Source organism: Rhizobium sp. SG_E_25_P2 (assembly GCF_029892285.1).
GTDB lineage: Bacteria > Pseudomonadota > Alphaproteobacteria > Rhizobiales > Rhizobiaceae > Rhizobium_E.
Genome location: NZ_JARXVM010000001.1, coordinates 368,232 through 384,318, shown reverse-complemented (window position 1 = coordinate 384,318; position 16,087 = coordinate 368,232). Strand labels below are relative to the sequence as shown.

General features: G+C 63.3%; 13 protein-coding genes. 4 read left to right on the top strand and 9 right to left on the bottom strand.

Translation table 11 applies throughout. The features are described 5' to 3' along the window. Position 1: 1 nt before the first annotated feature. Both M2360_RS01730 and M2360_RS01725 read right to left on the bottom strand, forming a co-directional pair. Complete coding sequence (locus tag M2360_RS01730) at positions 2 to 1,489, bottom strand: MFS transporter (protein ID WP_280772638.1); 1,488 nt, start codon at positions 1,487 to 1,489, stop codon at positions 2 to 4. An 82-nt stretch (positions 1,490 to 1,571) separates the two neighbouring features. After that, on the bottom strand, positions 1,572 to 2,762 hold the full coding sequence (locus M2360_RS01725; protein ID WP_280772637.1) for a polysaccharide biosynthesis/export family protein: 1,191 nt from the start codon (positions 2,760 to 2,762) through the stop codon (positions 1,572 to 1,574). A gap of 289 nt (positions 2,763 to 3,051) precedes the next feature. On the opposite strand from M2360_RS01725, the gene M2360_RS01720 reads away from it, so the two are divergent. Continuing rightward, the gene (locus M2360_RS01720) at positions 3,052 to 3,483 is read left to right on the top strand and encodes a MarR family transcriptional regulator (RefSeq protein WP_280772636.1); all 432 of its coding nucleotides are present in this window, start codon (positions 3,052 to 3,054) and stop codon (positions 3,481 to 3,483) included. A gap of 215 nt (positions 3,484 to 3,698) precedes the next feature. Here the strand turns inward: M2360_RS01720 and mce are convergent, their stop codons facing one another. Together mce and scpA are read right to left on the bottom strand one after the other, a co-directional pair. Beyond that, positions 3,699 to 4,115, bottom strand: coding sequence for a methylmalonyl-CoA epimerase (gene mce / locus M2360_RS01715; protein WP_280772635.1), 417 nt, complete (start codon positions 4,113 to 4,115; stop codon positions 3,699 to 3,701). An 8-nt stretch (positions 4,116 to 4,123) separates the two neighbouring features. Then, positions 4,124 to 6,262, bottom strand: coding sequence for a methylmalonyl-CoA mutase (gene scpA, locus M2360_RS01710; protein ID WP_280772634.1), 2,139 nt, complete (start codon positions 6,260 to 6,262; stop codon positions 4,124 to 4,126). Positions 6,263 to 6,373: 111 nt separating this feature from the next. Here scpA and M2360_RS01705 point away from each other — a divergent pair, with 111 nt between their 5' ends. Continuing rightward, positions 6,374 to 6,643 carry a type II toxin-antitoxin system ParD family antitoxin gene (locus tag M2360_RS01705; protein ID WP_280773063.1) on the top strand — a complete coding sequence of 90 codons (270 nt, stop codon included), beginning with the start codon at positions 6,374 to 6,376 and terminating at the stop codon, positions 6,641 to 6,643. Then, entirely contained in the window at positions 6,633 to 6,983 is a 351-nt protein-coding gene (locus M2360_RS01700; RefSeq protein ID WP_280772633.1) for a type II toxin-antitoxin system RelE/ParE family toxin, read from the top strand. Before M2360_RS01705 ends, M2360_RS01700 begins: the two co-directional genes overlap by 11 nt. 121 nt (positions 6,984 to 7,104) lie before the next feature. Here the strand turns inward: M2360_RS01700 and M2360_RS01695 are convergent, their stop codons facing one another. From M2360_RS01695 to M2360_RS01680, 4 genes are all read right to left on the bottom strand, one after another. Further along, the gene (locus M2360_RS01695; protein WP_280772632.1) at positions 7,105 to 9,108 is read right to left on the bottom strand and encodes an acetyl/propionyl/methylcrotonyl-CoA carboxylase subunit alpha; all 2,004 of its coding nucleotides are present in this window, start codon (positions 9,106 to 9,108) and stop codon (positions 7,105 to 7,107) included. Then, complete coding sequence (locus tag M2360_RS01690; RefSeq protein ID WP_280772631.1) at positions 9,105 to 9,449, bottom strand: hypothetical protein; 345 nt, start codon at positions 9,447 to 9,449, stop codon at positions 9,105 to 9,107. Before M2360_RS01690 ends, M2360_RS01695 begins: the two co-directional genes overlap by 4 nt. 24 nt (positions 9,450 to 9,473) lie before the next feature. Further along, complete coding sequence (locus tag M2360_RS01685) at positions 9,474 to 9,782, bottom strand: hypothetical protein (protein ID WP_280772630.1); 309 nt, start codon at positions 9,780 to 9,782, stop codon at positions 9,474 to 9,476. 154 nt (positions 9,783 to 9,936) lie between these two features. After that, positions 9,937 to 11,469 (bottom strand): acyl-CoA carboxylase subunit beta, encoded by a 1,533-nt coding sequence (locus M2360_RS01680; protein WP_280773062.1) that lies wholly within the window; start codon positions 11,467 to 11,469, stop codon positions 9,937 to 9,939. Between the two features lie 171 nt (positions 11,470 to 11,640). On the opposite strand from M2360_RS01680, the gene M2360_RS01675 reads away from it, so the two are divergent. Continuing rightward, positions 11,641 to 13,059 (top strand): helix-turn-helix transcriptional regulator, encoded by a 1,419-nt coding sequence (locus M2360_RS01675; protein WP_280772629.1) that lies wholly within the window; start codon positions 11,641 to 11,643, stop codon positions 13,057 to 13,059. A gap of 13 nt (positions 13,060 to 13,072) precedes the next feature. Here M2360_RS01675 and polA read toward each other — a convergent pair whose 3' ends face one another. Then, positions 13,073 to 16,060, bottom strand: a complete 2,988-nt coding sequence (polA, locus tag M2360_RS01670) for a DNA polymerase I (RefSeq protein WP_280772628.1) — start codon at positions 16,058 to 16,060, stop codon at positions 13,073 to 13,075. Positions 16,061 to 16,087: the final 27 nt, after the last annotated feature.

Below are 16,087 nucleotides of genomic sequence, written 5' to 3'. Positions count from 1 at the left end.
TTCACTCCACCGCCACCGGCCCTGCATGCCGGCCTAGCGGCGCGGGTTTGAGCAGAAGTGCGAGCAGAGCGACGACGGCGTAACAGGCGATGTTGTAAAGCACGGCTGTTGACAGCGCCTCGCGATAGGCGGCGTGCTGCACCGCGCCGCCAGCCAGGCTTCCGCCGAGCGTGGCGAAGAATATCTGGGAGATGATCGCCACGCCGAAAGCGCCGCCGATTTGCTGTATCGATTGCAGCGCTCCCGAGCCGGAGCCCGCATCCTTCGGCGGCACGCCGGCCAGCGCCGTCTGGAACAAGGGCGAGATGGCGAGGCCCGTGCCGAGCCCTCCCAGCGCGAGCGGCAGGATGAAGCGCATCTGATCGAGCGTATCGCCAAGCCCGCTTACGCTCTGGCGCAGAAGCGCCATGGCGGCGATCAGCGAGAGCGCGCCCAAAATGATACGGCTGCGGGCGAATTTTCCGCCTGAGCGGCCCGAAATCACTGAAGCGACCAGCACGCCGACAGGGAAGGGGATGGTGGTGACGCCAGAGGCCAGGGGGTCGAGGCCATAGCCGCTCTGCAGGAACACGGCGAGAATGAAGAAGAAGCCTGGCAGGGCGGAGAAGAACACCATGGCGCCCAGGGAGGCGGCGATGAAGTTGCGGTTGCCCAACAGGCCGAGCGGCACCAGTTCAGCCGCAGCGCGGGCGTTCTGTCGCCGTTCCCACCATACGAAGGCGGCCGCGAGCGGGAGGGCGAGCGCCATCACGACGAAGATCCAGGCGGGCCAGCCGAAGCCGCGGCCCTCGATCAGCGGAAAGATCAGGCAGAGAATGGCGCCGCCGGCCAGCGCGATGCCGCCCCAGTCGTTGCGCAGGCCAGAATTGCCGGGGATCGTCGGGATGATCTTCCAGCCGGCCCAGAGCGCGAGCGCCCCGATCGGCAGATTGATCAGGAAGATCGGCCGCCAGCCGAGGCCGAAGAAATCCGCATGGATCAGCGAGCCGCCAGCGACGGGGCCGGCCACCGAGGCGAGACCGGCGGTGAGCCCGAACAGCGAAAAAGCCATCGCCCTCTCTTTAGGCGGAAACATCACCTGGGCGATCGCCAGCACCTGCGGCGTCATCACTGCTCCGCCCACGCCCTGAATGATGCGGGCGACGATCAGCATCTCGATATTGGAAGCCAGCCCGCAAAAGGCAGAGGCGAGCGTGAAGCCGCCGACGCCGAGCATGAACATGCGCTTCTTGCCGATGATGTCGCCATAGCGGCCGAAGGGCAGCAGCCCGAGCGCGAAGGATAGAATATAGCCCGCCACCACCCATTCGATGCCGCTTTCCGTGGCGCCCAGGTCGGCGCGCATGCTGGGCAGCGCCACATTGACGATGGTGACGTCGATCATGTTCATAAAGCTCGCCATCAGCAGCACGGCCATCGCCGCCCAACGACGGTCGTGGGCGCGGGCCTCCGCGGGGCCAGCGGGCCCAGATCGTGTCGCAGTTTTCATGGCGGGCGTCCTCTCCTCAGCGCGGGCAGATGACAGGGGATCGCAGCCCTCGTCAAGGCGCCGGACACGCTTCGGCGTCGTGTCACAGCCGCCGCAGGGAGCGATCGATGGCGGCGCCATCGGCCAGCGCGGATGAGCCGGTCGCCGTCGAACCAGAGACCAGCGCCAGGAATTTCTGCATCTCGACTGCATCGGCATTGGCGATGTAGACCACATCCTTGTCGCGCAGCACGAGACGCTGGGCGGCAAACAGCATTGCGGGGTCGGAAAGATCGACGTGGAAAATCGCGGCCCCGCTTGCGGCTTGCGCCGGCGCCGCCTTCAGGCCGGCCAAGGCGAGATCCTCCCGCGCCATATCGCGATAGAGGAAAACCTGCGCGGCGCTGGCCCGGTCGTCGCGCAATCCGCCGGCGCGGGCGATGGCCTCGCCGAGGCTTGGGGCGTCTTCTTCGAAATCGAACTGGCCCTGTTGGCTCGCCGCGCCGAGCACCAGATAGCTGCGTCGGTCGCGACTGACGGAGACGATATCGCCGGGACGCAGAAAGATATTCCCATCCGGATTGTTGATCAGGTCCGTCAACCGCATCGCGCTTTGTCGACGGCCGCTTTCGATCCGCACCCAGGCCTCCTGCTGCGGCCCGTCCACACCGCCCGCCCGGGCGATCAGGTCCAACACTCTTTCGCCGGAGGGATTGAGGTCTAGCTGGCCGGGCTGCCGAACCACGCCCAGCACCGAAACCCGCTTCGATCGGCTTTCGGCCAGGCTGATGATAACTTGCGGCTCGATGGCGCGGTTGGACAGTTTCGCTTCGACATCCTCCTGGACAGCGGAAATCGTCCGGCCATCGGCGGCGACGGCGCCTGCGTAGGGCACCATGATCGCACCGCGGGCATCGACCGCCTGACGCGGAAGCGTGATGTAGTTTCCGGGCCGGCTGCCGGCGTCTTCCGGAATGAACAGGCCGCCGGACTGGGATTCGAAGATGGTCACATCAACGAGGTCGCCGACGCCCAGCGTGGGTTGCGGGGCGATGCGTGGCGACGTCCACGCCGCCGGCGCCGCGACCTGCGCCTTGTTCAGTCTGTCCGCAAGATCGAGCGACAGATTGGTCAGCACATAGTTGCTCTGCGCGGGAGTCTCGATCTGGGCGAAGGCTTGCGCCTCAATCTGTCGATAGGAGGGACCGGAAGACGGCAGCCGCGCGCAATTGGCAAGCAGGAGGACGCCGAGAAGTAAAACAGAGACAGGCTGAACACGCACGCAAGGCCGCATGGCCGCGCTCCACACACCGAGTTAAACCACAGAACTGTCCGTTAGGAATGAAAGTATTACGTCGCAAAACAGCGTCGGCTGGCATCCAATGCCGCGGCGTTCATGGAGCGCTCACGGAATAAGTGTAGATGGTTGCGCCACAATTTCAAGATATATTTTCGATGTCACGGTTCACAACGGTCCAAGCGGCAAAAATCGTGATGAATTGGGTGCGTAGAACGCCGACGCGAAAGCCTCGCACAGTCGCAAGCTGCTAGTGTCGCGAAAGCACAATGTCACAGCGGCGGTCATGGATTACAAGCTGACGGAATCCGCAACCTATCTGACGAGCTTGCTGGCCAGAGCGTTTTCACGCGGCCTGCAGGAGCGCGGCGCGGCGCTCGGTTTTTCGCCCGGTCAGTTTCCCGTTCTCTGCGCGCTGTGGGAAGAAGACGGCTTGACCCAGAGACAGATCCTCGACCGGCTGGCGATCGAGCAGGCGACGCTCGCCAACACGCTGCAGCGCATGGAGCGCGATGGGTTGATCCGTCGCCAGGTTCACCCGACCGACCGGCGCGCCATGCAAAATTTCCTGACCGAGCGCGGCCGCGATATCGAGGAGGCGGCGATCACGGCGGCGCTGGCCGCCGATGCCGATCTGTTCAAGGGGTTTCGGTGCTTCGAGAAGGAGTTGCTGCTCGAATATATGCGCTGGGCGCTCGCCAATTCCGACAAAGAGTGATCGCGGATCGGTTTGAACCGGGAACAGCGGAACAGGCGGCGCGATCCCGGTTTCGCAGCTCCCTTCGATCCCGACGCCACCCGGGAGCCAAAAGCGACCGACCCCAAGGGTGAGCAGGAAATCGGTTGCCGGACGGCGTCGAAATTGTCCACCGCTGCGGTTCTCCGGCCCGGATGCCCGCTTCCGGCTCATCGCATGCGTTCTTATCGTTGATCCTAGGTATAAGCCCTGACTTCCTCCAGTTCGATCAACGTCCCGAAGAAATCCTTCGGGTGCAGAAACAACACCGGATTGCCATGCGCGCCGATCTTCGGCTCGCCGCCGCCGAGCACGCGGGCGCCCGCCGCCATCAGATGATCCCGCGCCGCCTTGATGTCTCTGACCTCGTAGCAGATGTGATGCATGCCGCCATCGGGATTTTTTGTCAGGAAGGCGGCGATGGGCGAGGCCTCGCCGAGCGGCTCCAGCAGTTCCACCTTGGAATTCTCGAAAGTGACGAAGACCACGGTGACGCCGTGCTCCGGCAGCGCCTGCGGCTCAGAAACTTTGGCGCCGAGGCTGTCGCGATAGCGCGCGACCGCCACGTCCAGATTGGGCACGGCGAGCGCGATATGATTGATTCGTCCGAGCATGGCAGGTCCTATTCGTTGCGCAATTTGCCTTCGGCGAGGTCGAGCACGGCGCGGGCCGCATCCACGACATTGGCGCCGGGGCCGAAGACGGCGGCGACGCCGGCGCCATAGAGGAACTGATAGTCCTTGCGCGGAATGACGCCGCCGCAGACCACGATGATATGGCCGGCGCCCTTGGCTTTCAGATCCGCGACCAGTTCCGGCAGCAGTGTCTTATGCCCGGCCGCAAGCGAGGAGACGCCGACCACGTCAACCCCCTTGCCGATGGCGAGATCGGCGGCTTCCCCCGGCGTCTGGAACAAGGGACCCGCGACCACGTCGAAGCCGATATCTCCGAAGGCCGAGGCGATCACTTTCGCGCCGCGATCATGGCCGTCCTGGCCGAGCTTGGCGACGAGGATTTTTGGCTTGCGACCCTGTCTGGCCACATGCTCCGCCAGCCGGCTGGCGATCTGCCGGTATTCGGGATCCTCGGCGCTCGCCGGTCCATAGATGTCGGAGACGACTTCCGGAACCGCCTCGTAATCGCCGAAGACGCGGCGCATGGCGTCGGAAATCTCGCCGACGCTGGCCCGCGCCCGCGCCGCGTCCACGGCCGCCGCGAGCAGATTGCCTTGACCCGATCTGGCGACCTGTTCGAGCGCGGCAAGCGCGGCTTCGCAGGCCTTGGCGTCGCGCAGCTGCCGGGTCTTTTCAAGCCGGCGGATCTGCGCCTCGCGGACGGCGCGGTTGTCGATGTCGAGCGTGTCGATATCGGCTTCCTCGGCGAGCCGGTATTTGTTGACGCCGACGATCACCTCTTCGCCGCGATCGACCGCAGCCTGGCGGCGGGTGGCGGCCTCCTCGATCAGCCGCTTGGGCAGGCCGGTTTCGATCGCCTTGGTCATGCCGCCGAGGCCTTCGACCTCCTCGATCAGCGCCCAGGCCTTCTCCGCCAGCTCCGAGGTCAGGCTTTCGACATAATAGGAGCCGGCTAGGGGATCGACGACCTTGGTGACGCCCGTTTCATGCTGCAGGATCAGCTGGGTGTTGCGGGCGATGCGGGCCGAGAATTCCGTCGGCAGTGCGATCGCCTCGTCGAAGGAATTGGTGTGCAGCGATTGCGTGCCGCCCAGCGCCGCCGCCAGCGCCTCATAGGCCGTGCGGATGATATTGTTATACGGGTCCTGCTCCTGCAGCGACACGCCCGAGGTCTGGCAATGGGTGCGCAGCATCGACGACGACGGCTTCTTCGGATTGAACTCCGCCATGATCCGCGACCAGAGCAGCCGCGCCGCGCGCAGCTTGGCCGCCTCCATGAAGAAATTCATGCCGATGGCGAAGAAGAAGGAAAGGCGCCCCGCGAATTCGTCGACATCGAGCCCCTTGGCCAGCGCCGCGCGCACATAGTCGCGGCCGTCTGCCAGCGTGAAGGCCAGTTCCTGCACCAGCGTCGCCCCGGCCTCCTGCATGTGATAGCCGGAGATCGAGATCGAGTTGAATTTCGGCATTTCCCGCGCCGTATATTCGATGATGTCGGCGACGATCCGCATCGAGGGCTCGGGCGGATAGATATAGGTGTTGCGGACCATGAACTCCTTGAGAATGTCGTTCTGGATCGTGCCCGACAGATCGGCCCGGGCCACGCCCTGTTCCTCGCCCGCGACGATGAAACTGGCCAGAATCGGGATCACCGCGCCGTTCATGGTCATCGACACCGACATGTCCTGGAGCGGGATCTTGTCGAACAGGATCTTCATGTCCTCGACGCTGTCGATCGCCACGCCCGCTTTGCCGACATCGCCCGTGACGCGCGGATGGTCGCTGTCATAGCCGCGATGGGTGGCGAGGTCGAAGGCCACCGACAGACCCTTCTGACCCGCCATCAGCGCCTTGCGATAGAAGGCGTTGGATTCCTCGGCGGTCGAAAAGCCGGCATATTGCCGGATCGTCCAGGGCCGCCCTGTATACATTGTGGCGCGAGGGCCGCGCGTGAAGGGAGCGAAGCCGGGCAGCGTGCCGAGATGGCCGAGATTTTCGGTGTCCGCCTCGGTATAGAGCGGCTTGACGTCGATGCCTTCGGGCGTCTTCCAGGTCAGCGTCTCGGGCGAGGTTTTGAGTTCGCGCTCGGCGAGACGGTTCCAGTCGTCGATGGTCTTGGCGGACATGAGATCAATCCTCGACAGGCGTCAAGCGAGGACAAGCGGCGCAAAACCATGTCCGAATTGACGCATTTGCTATGGAGTAGTAATTTGGCCTCTCAACAGGAGGACGGCGAAATGTCGGTGAAAGCGTCGGTCTCGATTTCCGAGCAGCAAGACAGCTTTGCAAGGCGGCTGGTCGAAGAAGGTCAGTATTCCAGTGTGAGCGCCGTTGTGCAAAGGGGCCTTGAGCTGCTGCGTGAACGGCACGAGTCGCATGAGGCTGAGCTTGCGGCCCTGAGGGACCTGCTCCTTGAGAGGCAAAAAGGACCCTTCTTGAACGCCGAAGAAAGCAAGAAGCATCTGGACGAGTTGATTGCCGCACAGCGGGCGACTTATGGTCTTTGAAGTCACCAGAACCAAAGAGATCGACCGAGACCTCGTGTCGATATTGCGGTTTCTGGTGACGTCTTATACCGCGTTGGGCGAACCCATTTCGGATGCTATTGAAAATGCCGAGCGTCGCGTGCGCCGCATTGAAGCCGAGATGATGCGCCTCGGCGCGGCTCCGCACCAGGGAACATTGTTGCCCGAACTTCTGCCTGATCTCCGCTGCGTCACCAAAGACCGCGCGATATTCTATTTTTCGGTCCAGGCCGAACTTCGCCAGATCCAGGTGCTTGCGGTCTTTTTTGGAGGGCAGGACCATGCGCAACACATCGTGAAGCGCCTCCATCAAACGCCTTGATCTGTGCGAGTCCAATCCGTGACGCAGACCCTGCTTATCGCCCGACCTGAGGTTCAGTGTCACTGCGACGGAGAGGGAAGAATGCAACGGCGCCGTCAGCCCAGTCATCCGAAATCCCATCTCACTCGAACTCCATGATCACCTCGTCGACCGCCAGACTCTGGCCGACCGACGCCTTGACTGCCTTGACCACGGCCCGGCGCTCCGCCTTCAGCACGTTCTCCATCTTCATCGCCTCGACGGTGGCGAGGCTCTGGCCGGCTTCCACCGTGTCGCCGTCCTTCACCAGCACCTGGGTGATGACGCCCGGCATCGGGCAGAGCAACTGCTTGGAGGTGTCGGCGGCTTTCTTGACCGGCATGAATTGCGAGAGTTCGAAGACGCGCGGCGTCATCACCTGATGCACGAGATCGATGCCGCGGAAGCGCAATCGCCAGCCGGTGGAGGACTTGGCGATCTTGACGCCATAGGATTGGCCGTTGATGAAAAAGCGGCCATGCTGATCGCCGGGCGTCCAGTCCGATTGCACGGTGAAGGCGACGTCGTCATCGAAGTTCAGCGCCATCACGCCGGCCTCGAGGCTGGCGCCCACCGGCCAGTAATATTTGCCGCCGGTGGCGACGAAGCTCGTCCCCACGGCGCGGCTGTGATTGGCGAGCGCGCCGGAGATCTTCGTCTTGCGCTGTTCGTCGGTGAGATGGGCGAAGGTGGCGATGGCCGCGAGGATGCGGGCCTGATCCATGTTGGGCTCGACGCCCTGGAAACCTTCAGGCCATTCCTCTGCGATGAAGGCGGTGGTGATATTGCCGGAATAGAAGCGCGGATGCGCCATCACCGCTGATAGGAAGGGCAGGTTGTGGCCGATGCCCTCGACCTCGAAATCGTCGAGCGCCCGGGCCATAGCCTCGATTGCCTGGCCGCGGTTCGGCGCCCAGGTGCAGAGCTTGGCGATCATCGGATCATAATACATCGAGATCTCGCCGCCTTCGAACACGCCGGTGTCGTTGCGGGTGATCGTGCCGTCGGCGAGATGGCCTTCCTGCGGCGGCCGGTAGCGGCTGAGCCGGCCGATCGACGGCAGGAAGCCGCGATAGGGGTCCTCGGCATAGAGGCGGCTTTCGATCGCCCAGCCATTGAGTTTCACATCCTCCTGGGTCAGCCGCAGCTTTTCGCCATTGGCGACCCGGATCATCTCCTCGACCAGATCGATGCCGGTGATCAGTTCGGTAACAGGGTGTTCGACCTGCAGGCGGGTGTTCATTTCGAGGAAGTAAAAATTCCGCGCGCCATCGACGATGAATTCAACCGTGCCGGCGGAATGGTAACCCACGGCTTTCGACAGAGCGACCGCCTGTTCGCCCATCGCCCGGCGGGTCGTCTCGTCGAGGAAGGAGGAGGGAGCCTCTTCGACGACTTTCTGGTTACGGCGCTGGATCGAGCATTCGCGCTCGCCGAGATAGATCACCTCGCCATGCTTGTCGCCCAGCACCTGGATTTCGATATGGCGCGGCTGGTCGACGAATTTCTCGATGAAGATGCGGTCGTCGCCGAAGGAATTGCGCGCCTCGTTCTTCGACGACTGGAAGCCTTCGCGCGCCTCGGCTTCGTTCCAGGCGATGCGCATGCCCTTGCCGCCGCCGCCGGCAGAGGCCTTGATCATCACGGGATAACCGATCTCGTTGGAGATCTTCACCGCCTCGTCGGCGTCGGCGATCAGGCCCATATAGCCGGGAACAGTGGAGACGCCGGCCTCGGCGGCGAGCTTCTTGGAGGTGATCTTGTCGCCCATCGCCTCGATCGCGCCGACCGGCGGGCCGATAAAGGTCACGCCTTCCTTCTCCAGCCGTTCGGCGAAGGCGCGGTTTTCCGACAAGAAGCCGTAGCCGGGATGCACCGCATCCGCCCCGGTCGCCTTGATGGCTTCGATGATCTTGTCGATGACGAGATAGGATTGGGCGGACGGCGCTGCGCCGATATGCACCGCCTCATCCGCCTGTTTGACATGCATGGCGTCGCGATCGGCGTCGGAATAGACGGCGACGGTGGCGATGCCCAGCTTCTTGGCCGTGCGGATGACGCGGCAGGCGATCTCGCCCCGGTTGGCGATGAGGATTTTCTTGATCATGCGTCTTTGTCTCCCTCGCCGCGGTCGGGCTTATTGTCGTTTTCCGCGCGAAACTTGCTGTCATAGGGCATCATCCAGATCGCCGACGCTGATACAGCCGCGCCAAAGGTCAGCGCGAGCGGAAAGGCGATCAGGATGATGGGAAGAATGGGCGTCTCGGAGCGCGCGATGCGGCTGCCGATCCCGCCGATATCGAGTATAATGAGAAGGGCCGCGATCATCAGGCCCAGAAACACGCCGAAGGCGGCGTTCAGGCCCATGAAACGCAGCATGCGCCAGTGATCGGCGCGGGCTTCCGTCGGTGTCAGTTTTGGCTTGATGCCCATGATGGCGGTCCTCATCGCGACCCGCCTTGCGGTGCGCCGTCAGAAAGGGTCCCGGCCGGTTTCGCGTTCCTGATATTTCGCTTCATAGGGCAACACCCAGATGGCGATGCAGACGGCCACAGCCCCGAATGTGAGGCCCATGGGAACCGCGATCAGAAACACCGGAATGATCGGATCCGAAGCGCGCGCCAGCCGCGAGCCGAGGCTGCCGATGTCCAGCAGGAATATCAAGCTCGCACAGACAAGGCCGACCAACAGCCCCAGCGCGAACCGAAGGGCCATGAAACGCAACATGGCCTCGTGGTCCTTTCGCGCCTCCTCGCGCGTCAGGATTTTTCTCTCCGCCATCGCCATCCTCCCGAGAGCAGCAGGAGGACAGTGTGCGGCGGAATGCCGCTGTTGTAAAGCGTTCGCTTAAAAAACCTGTAGGCGCATCAAAGACTTGACGCTTGTCAATTCCCTGGGCGGCCATGCGGGGGGAGGGGCTCATCGGGCTGATACCTCAGAGCGGCATCGTGTCGTGCTTGCGCCAATGGCTCTCCTGCTTCTTGGAGCGCAGCATGGCGAAAGCGCGGGCGATGCGTTTGCGCGAGGAATGCGGCCAGATCACCTCGTCGATGAAGCCGCGTTCGGCGGCGACGAAGGGATTGGCGAACCGCTCTTCATAGGCGCGGGTGCGCTCAGTGATCTTTTCGGGGTCTCCAAGCTCGGCGCGATAGAGGATTTCGGTCGCGCCCTTGGCGCCCATCACGGCGATTTCGGCGGTCGGCCAGGCATAATTGACATCGGCGCCGATATGTTTGGAGGCCATGACGTCATAGGCGCCGCCATAAGCCTTGCGGGTGATCAGCGTCACCATTGGCACAGTGGCCTGGCTATAGGCGAACAAGAGTTTGGCGCCATGCTTGATGATGCCGTTATACTCCTGGGCCGTGCCCGGCAGAAAGCCCGGCACATCGACCAGCGTCAGCAGCGGAATGTTGAAAGCGTCGCAGAAGCGCACAAATTTCGCCGCCTTGCGCGAAGCGTCGATATCGAGGCAGCCGGCCAGCACCATCGGCTGATTGGCGACCACGCCGACGGTCTGGCCTTCGATGCGGATGAAGCCGGTGAGGATGTTACGGGCGAAGGCCTCGCCGATCTCGTGGAAATCGCCTTCGTCGGCGATCGCCAGGATCAGTTCGCGCATGTCATAGGGCTTGGCCGCGCTGTCGGGGATCAGCGTGTCCAGCCGCGCTTCCAGCCGGCTCGGGTCGTCGTGGAAGGGCCGCACCGGCGGCTTTTCGCGGTTGTTGAGCGGCAGGAAATCGAAGAGATCGCGGATCTTGAGGAGCGCTTCGATATCATTGTCGAAGGCGCCGTCGGCGACGGAGGATTTTGACGTATGGGTTTTCGCGCCGCCGAGATCTTCCGCCGTGACGATCTCGTTGGTGACGGTTTTCACCACGTCGGGGCCGGTCACGAACATGTAGGAACTGTCGCGCACCATGAAGATGAAATCGGTCATGGCGGGCGAATAGACCGCGCCGCCGGCGCAGGGACCCATGATCACCGAGATTTGCGGAATGACGCCGGAGACTTCGGCGTTGCGGCGGAACACCTCGGCGTAACCGGCCAGCGAATCCACCCCTTCCTGGATGCGCGCGCCGCCGGAATCGTTAAGCCCGATCACCGGCGCGCCGTTGCGGGCGGCCATGTCCATGATCTTGCAGATCTTCTGGGCGTGCGTTTCCGATAGCGAGCCGCCGAACACGGTGAAATCCTGGCTGAAGACATAGACGAGGCGGCCATTGATGGTGCCCCAACCGGTGACGACGCCGTCGCCGGGGATCTTGTCCTGCTCCATGCCGAATTCGACACAGCGATGGGTGACATACATGTCGTATTCTTCGAAGGAGCCTTCGTCGAGCAGCACGTCCAGCCGCTCGCGCGCAGTCAGCTTGCCCTTGGAATGCTGGGTGGCGATGCGGCGTTCGCCGCCGCCCAACCGCGCTGCGGTCCGTCTGTCTTCCAGCTGTTCGAGAATTTCGCGCATATGGCTCCCATCCTTCCCGCTCGGCATACTCATTTTCCTTTACGTCCGAACCGCGCCTGGGCCTAGAGTTGAACAGGCGAACTTGTGCGGTTTGCAATACTACGAACTGAGAATTGCGAATTTGCGAAAAATGCGCAAGTCTGACACGGACAATGGCGGAGAGATGCGACTATGGCGATCGGAAAACTCTATATCGGCCGCAAGGTTCGCGAATTGCGGCAGATCAACAAGGCCACCCAGGCGCAATTCGCCGAGCGCATCGGCATCTCCGTCAGCTATCTCAACCAGATCGAAAACAATCAACGCCCGGTCTCCGCCGCCGTGCTGATTGCGCTGGCCGAGAAATTCCGTGTCGATCTTTCCGATCTCTCGGCGGGCGAAGGCGACCGGCTGCTCTCGGCGCTGACCGAGGCGCTCAACGATCCGCTGTTTGAGGCGCAATCGGCGAGCCTGCAGGAGTTGAAGCTGGTGGCGCAGAATGCGCCTGGCGTCGCGCATGCGCTGATCGCCTGTCATCGCGCCTACCGCCACAACTCCGAACAGTTGGCGAGCATCGACGACACGCTGGGACGTTCGCCTGGCATCGCCGAAAACACGCCCTATGAAGAAGTGCGGGACTTCTTTCACTTCGTCGACAATTACATTCATGATCTCGATATCGCCGCCGAACAGCTGGCCGCAGAGATCGGGCTCGGCGAAGCCGATCCGAGCGCGCCGCTCGCCGCTTTTCTGGAGCGGGCGCATGGAGTGCGCATTCGCAAGGCGCTCACCGAAGACGACATGATCCGCAGCTATGACCGGCAGGCCAAGATCCTGACACTCAACGCCTATCTGCCCGCCGCCACCCGCGATTTCCAGATGGCGCTGCAGATCGCCCAACTGTCTCTGCCCGACATGATCGACCAGATCGCCCGCAATGCCGGCTTCCGCACCACGGAAGCTTTCGAGATCTGTCGCATCGGCCTGCAGAACTATGTCGCCGGCGCGCTCATCCTGCCCTATCGGGTGTTCATGGAGGCGGCGCGGGCGCTGAGGCATGATCTCGATCTGCTGGCCATGCGCTTCGGCGCGAGCCTCGAGCAGGTCTGTCATCGCCTGTCCACGCTGCAGCGGCCGGGGGCCAAGGGCGTGCCGATCTTTTTTGCCCGCATCGACCGGGCCGGCAACATCACCAAGCGCCATTCCGCCGCCAAGCTGCAATTTGCCCGTTTCGGCGCCGCATGTCCGCTATGGAACGCGCATCAGGCCTTTGAGCAGCCGGGCCGCATCATAAGGCAATTGGCGGAGACACCGGATGGCGTGCGTTATCTCTGTTTCGCCACGCAGATCTCCAAGGGCGGACGGGGTTTCCGCAAGCCGCAACAGCATTACGCGCTCGCGCTGGGTTGCGAGATTTCCTATGCCGACAGCTTCGTCTATGCCGACGATCTCGATCTGGACAACAGAGGAGCCTTCGATCCGATCGGCATCTCCTGCCGGATCTGCGCGCGCGGCCAGTGTCCCAGCCGCGCCATGCCGCCGCTCAAGGGGCGGCTGGTGATCGATCACGACCGCCGCGCCGCGTTGCCTTACGCGCTCAGGGAGAATTGAAGGCGTCTCACCTTCAATGCGCCTCGTCCCAGTTCTTCGCGGCGCGGGCGTCGACGGCGAGCGGCACGCTCATTTCGATGGCCGGGAAGGCGGCGTTTTCCATCACCTCGCGGATGACGGGGATGGCGCGGTCGGCCTCGTCCTCGGTGGTCTCGAAGATCAGTTCGTCATGCACCTGCAACAGCATGCGCGCCTTGAGCTTCGCCGCGTCCAGCGCCGGCTCCATCTTGATCATGGCGCGGCGGATGACGTCGGCCGCAGAGCCCTGGATCGGCGCGTTGATCGCGGCGCGCTCGTTGAAGGCGCGGACCGACGGGTTAGACGAGCGGATTTCGGGATAATGAATGCGGCGGCCGAAAATGGTTTCGACATAGCCAAATTCGCGCGCCTTGGCCTTGGCCTCTTCCATATAGGCCTTGATGCCGGGGAAACGCTCGAAATAGCGCTTGATGTAATCGCCGGCTTCCGACCGCTCGATGCTGAGCTGATTGGCGAGGCCGAAAGCGGAAATGCCGTAGATGATGCCGAAATTAATGGCCTTGGCGCGACGGCGCACATCCGACGGCATGCCTTCGACCGGCACGCCGAACATTTCCGACGCCGTCATCGCATGAATGTCGATGCCTTCGGCGAAGGCGCGGCTGAGCTGCGGAATATCGGCGACATGGGCGAGAACGCGCAGTTCGATCTGGCTATAGTCGGCCGAGATCAGCACATGGCCGGGCTCGGCCACGAAGGCGGTGCGGATCTTGCGGCCTTCGGCGGTGCGCACCGGGATGTTCTGTAGGTTCGGTTCCGACGACGACAGCCGGCCCGTGGTGGTGGCGGCCATGGCGTAGGAGGTGTGCACCCGCTTGGTCTCAGGGTTCACGTAAGACGGCAGCGCATCGGTATAGGTGCTCTTGAGTTTGGTGATCTGGCGCCAGTCAACGATCTTGCGCGGCAGGTCATGGCCTGCGGCGGCGAGATCTTCCAGCACCTGCGCCGAGGTCGACCATTGGCCGGTCTTGGTCTTGCCGCCGCCGGAATCCAGACCCATCTTGCCGAACAGGATTTCCCCAAGCTGCTTGGGCGAACCGATGTTGAAGCGCTCTCCGGCGAGCTGATAGATTTCGTCCTCGATGCGGGCGGCGGACTGGGCGAGTTCGCCCGACAGACGCGAGAGAATCTGCCGGTCGATGGAAATGCCGCGCGCTTCCATGCTGGCGAGCACGGTGGCGAGCGGCCGTTCCAGCCGTTCATAGACCCGCGTCAGGCTCTTGGCGGCGAGCTGCGGCTTTAGCACATGCCAGAGGCGCAGCGTCACATCGGCGTCCTCGGCGGCATAAGCCGTGGCCTTGTCGATGTCGACCATATCGAAGGTCACGGCGCTTTTGCCGGAGCCGGTGACATCCTTATAGGCGATCGGCTTGTGGCCGAGCCAGCGCTCCGACAGCGTGTCCATATTGTGCAGCGTCGCGCCAGCGTCGAGCACATAGGACATCAGCATCGTGTCGTCGTAACGGGCGACCTCGATGCCGTGGCGCTTCATGATCAGCCAGTCATATTTGATATTCTGGGCGATCACGAGGATTGCGGGATCCTCGAGCATGGGCTTCAAGATGGCGAGCGCGTCGCGCAGCGGGATCTGGCCCTCGGCGATGCCGCCGCCAAGCAGGTCGCCGCGGCCGGATTTGTGCCCGAGCGGAATATAGCATGCGCGGATCACGGCGCCTGATGAATTGGCGGCATTGTCGGCCACGGCGAGCGAGACGCCGCAGAGTTCCGCCTGCATCGGATCGAGCGAGGTCGTCTCGGTGTCGAAGGCGACGAGGCCGGTGTCGCGGGCGAGCTTGACCCAGGCTTCCAGTCGGGCCGTGTCGCGCACGGTCTCATAGGTGGACGGATCGATCGGGCTTGAGGCGAAGGCCTGGATGCGGGCGTCCGCCAGCGCCTTCGGGGTGAAGACGGGGTCGCCGCCGACGCCTGTGGCCGACGCGTCGCTCGCAGGCTTGGCCGCAGCGGAGGCCTTTGCGGGCTTGCCGTCGGCGGCCGTCGGATCGAGATCCGGGCCGTGGGCAGCGTTGTTCCATTCGATCTTGACAGGCGCCGGTTCGATCTCGGCGGCGTCGGCACCAGTCGCCTCGGCGACGCGGCGGGTCAGCGTGGTGAATTCCATCGTCTTGAGGAAGGCGACGAGGCGCGGCCCGTCCTGCGGATGCAGCACGAGATCCTCGAGCGGCGCGAGATCGGGCACATCGGTCTTCAGCGTCACCAGCTGGCGCGAAACCTGGATGAGATCGCGGGCGGCGAGAATGCTTTCGCGGCGCTTCTCCTGCTTGATCTCGGAGGCGCGGGCGAGCAGCGTGTCGAGATCGCCGAACTGTTCGAGCAGCGTCGCCGCCGTCTTCGGGCCGATACCGGGCACGCCGGGCACATTGTCGGTGGAATCGCCGGTGAGCGACTGCAGGTCAATCATCTTTTCGGGCGGTACGCCCCATTTCTCGATCACTTCCGGGATCGAGATCTGCTTGTCCTTCATCGCGTCATACATATGCACGCGCGGGGTGACGAGTTGCATCAGGTCCTTGTCGGAGGAGATGATGGTGATCTCGGCGCCGGTCGCTTCGGCCTGGCGGGCATAGGTGGCGATGATGTCGTCGGCCTCGTAGCCTTCGGTTTCGATGCAGGGAAGGTTGAAGGCCCGAGTCGCCTCGCGGATCAGGCCGAATTGCGGGATCAGATCCTCGGGCGGGGCCGAACGGTTGGCCTTGTAGTCGGGATAGATCTGTTTGCGGAAGGTGGCCGAGGAATAGTCGAAAATCACCGCGAAATGGGTCGGCGTGACGCCGACATCTGTGTTGCGCGCGTCGACCAGCAGCTTCCACAGCATGTTGCAGAAGCCCGACACCGCGCCCACCGGCAGCTTGTCCGACTTGCGGGTCAGCGCAGGCAGCGCGTGGAAGGCCCGGAAGATGAAGCCGGACCCGTCGACGAGGAAAAGATGATCACCGTTTTTCATGGGTCTGCTGTTAGCATGCGGCGACAG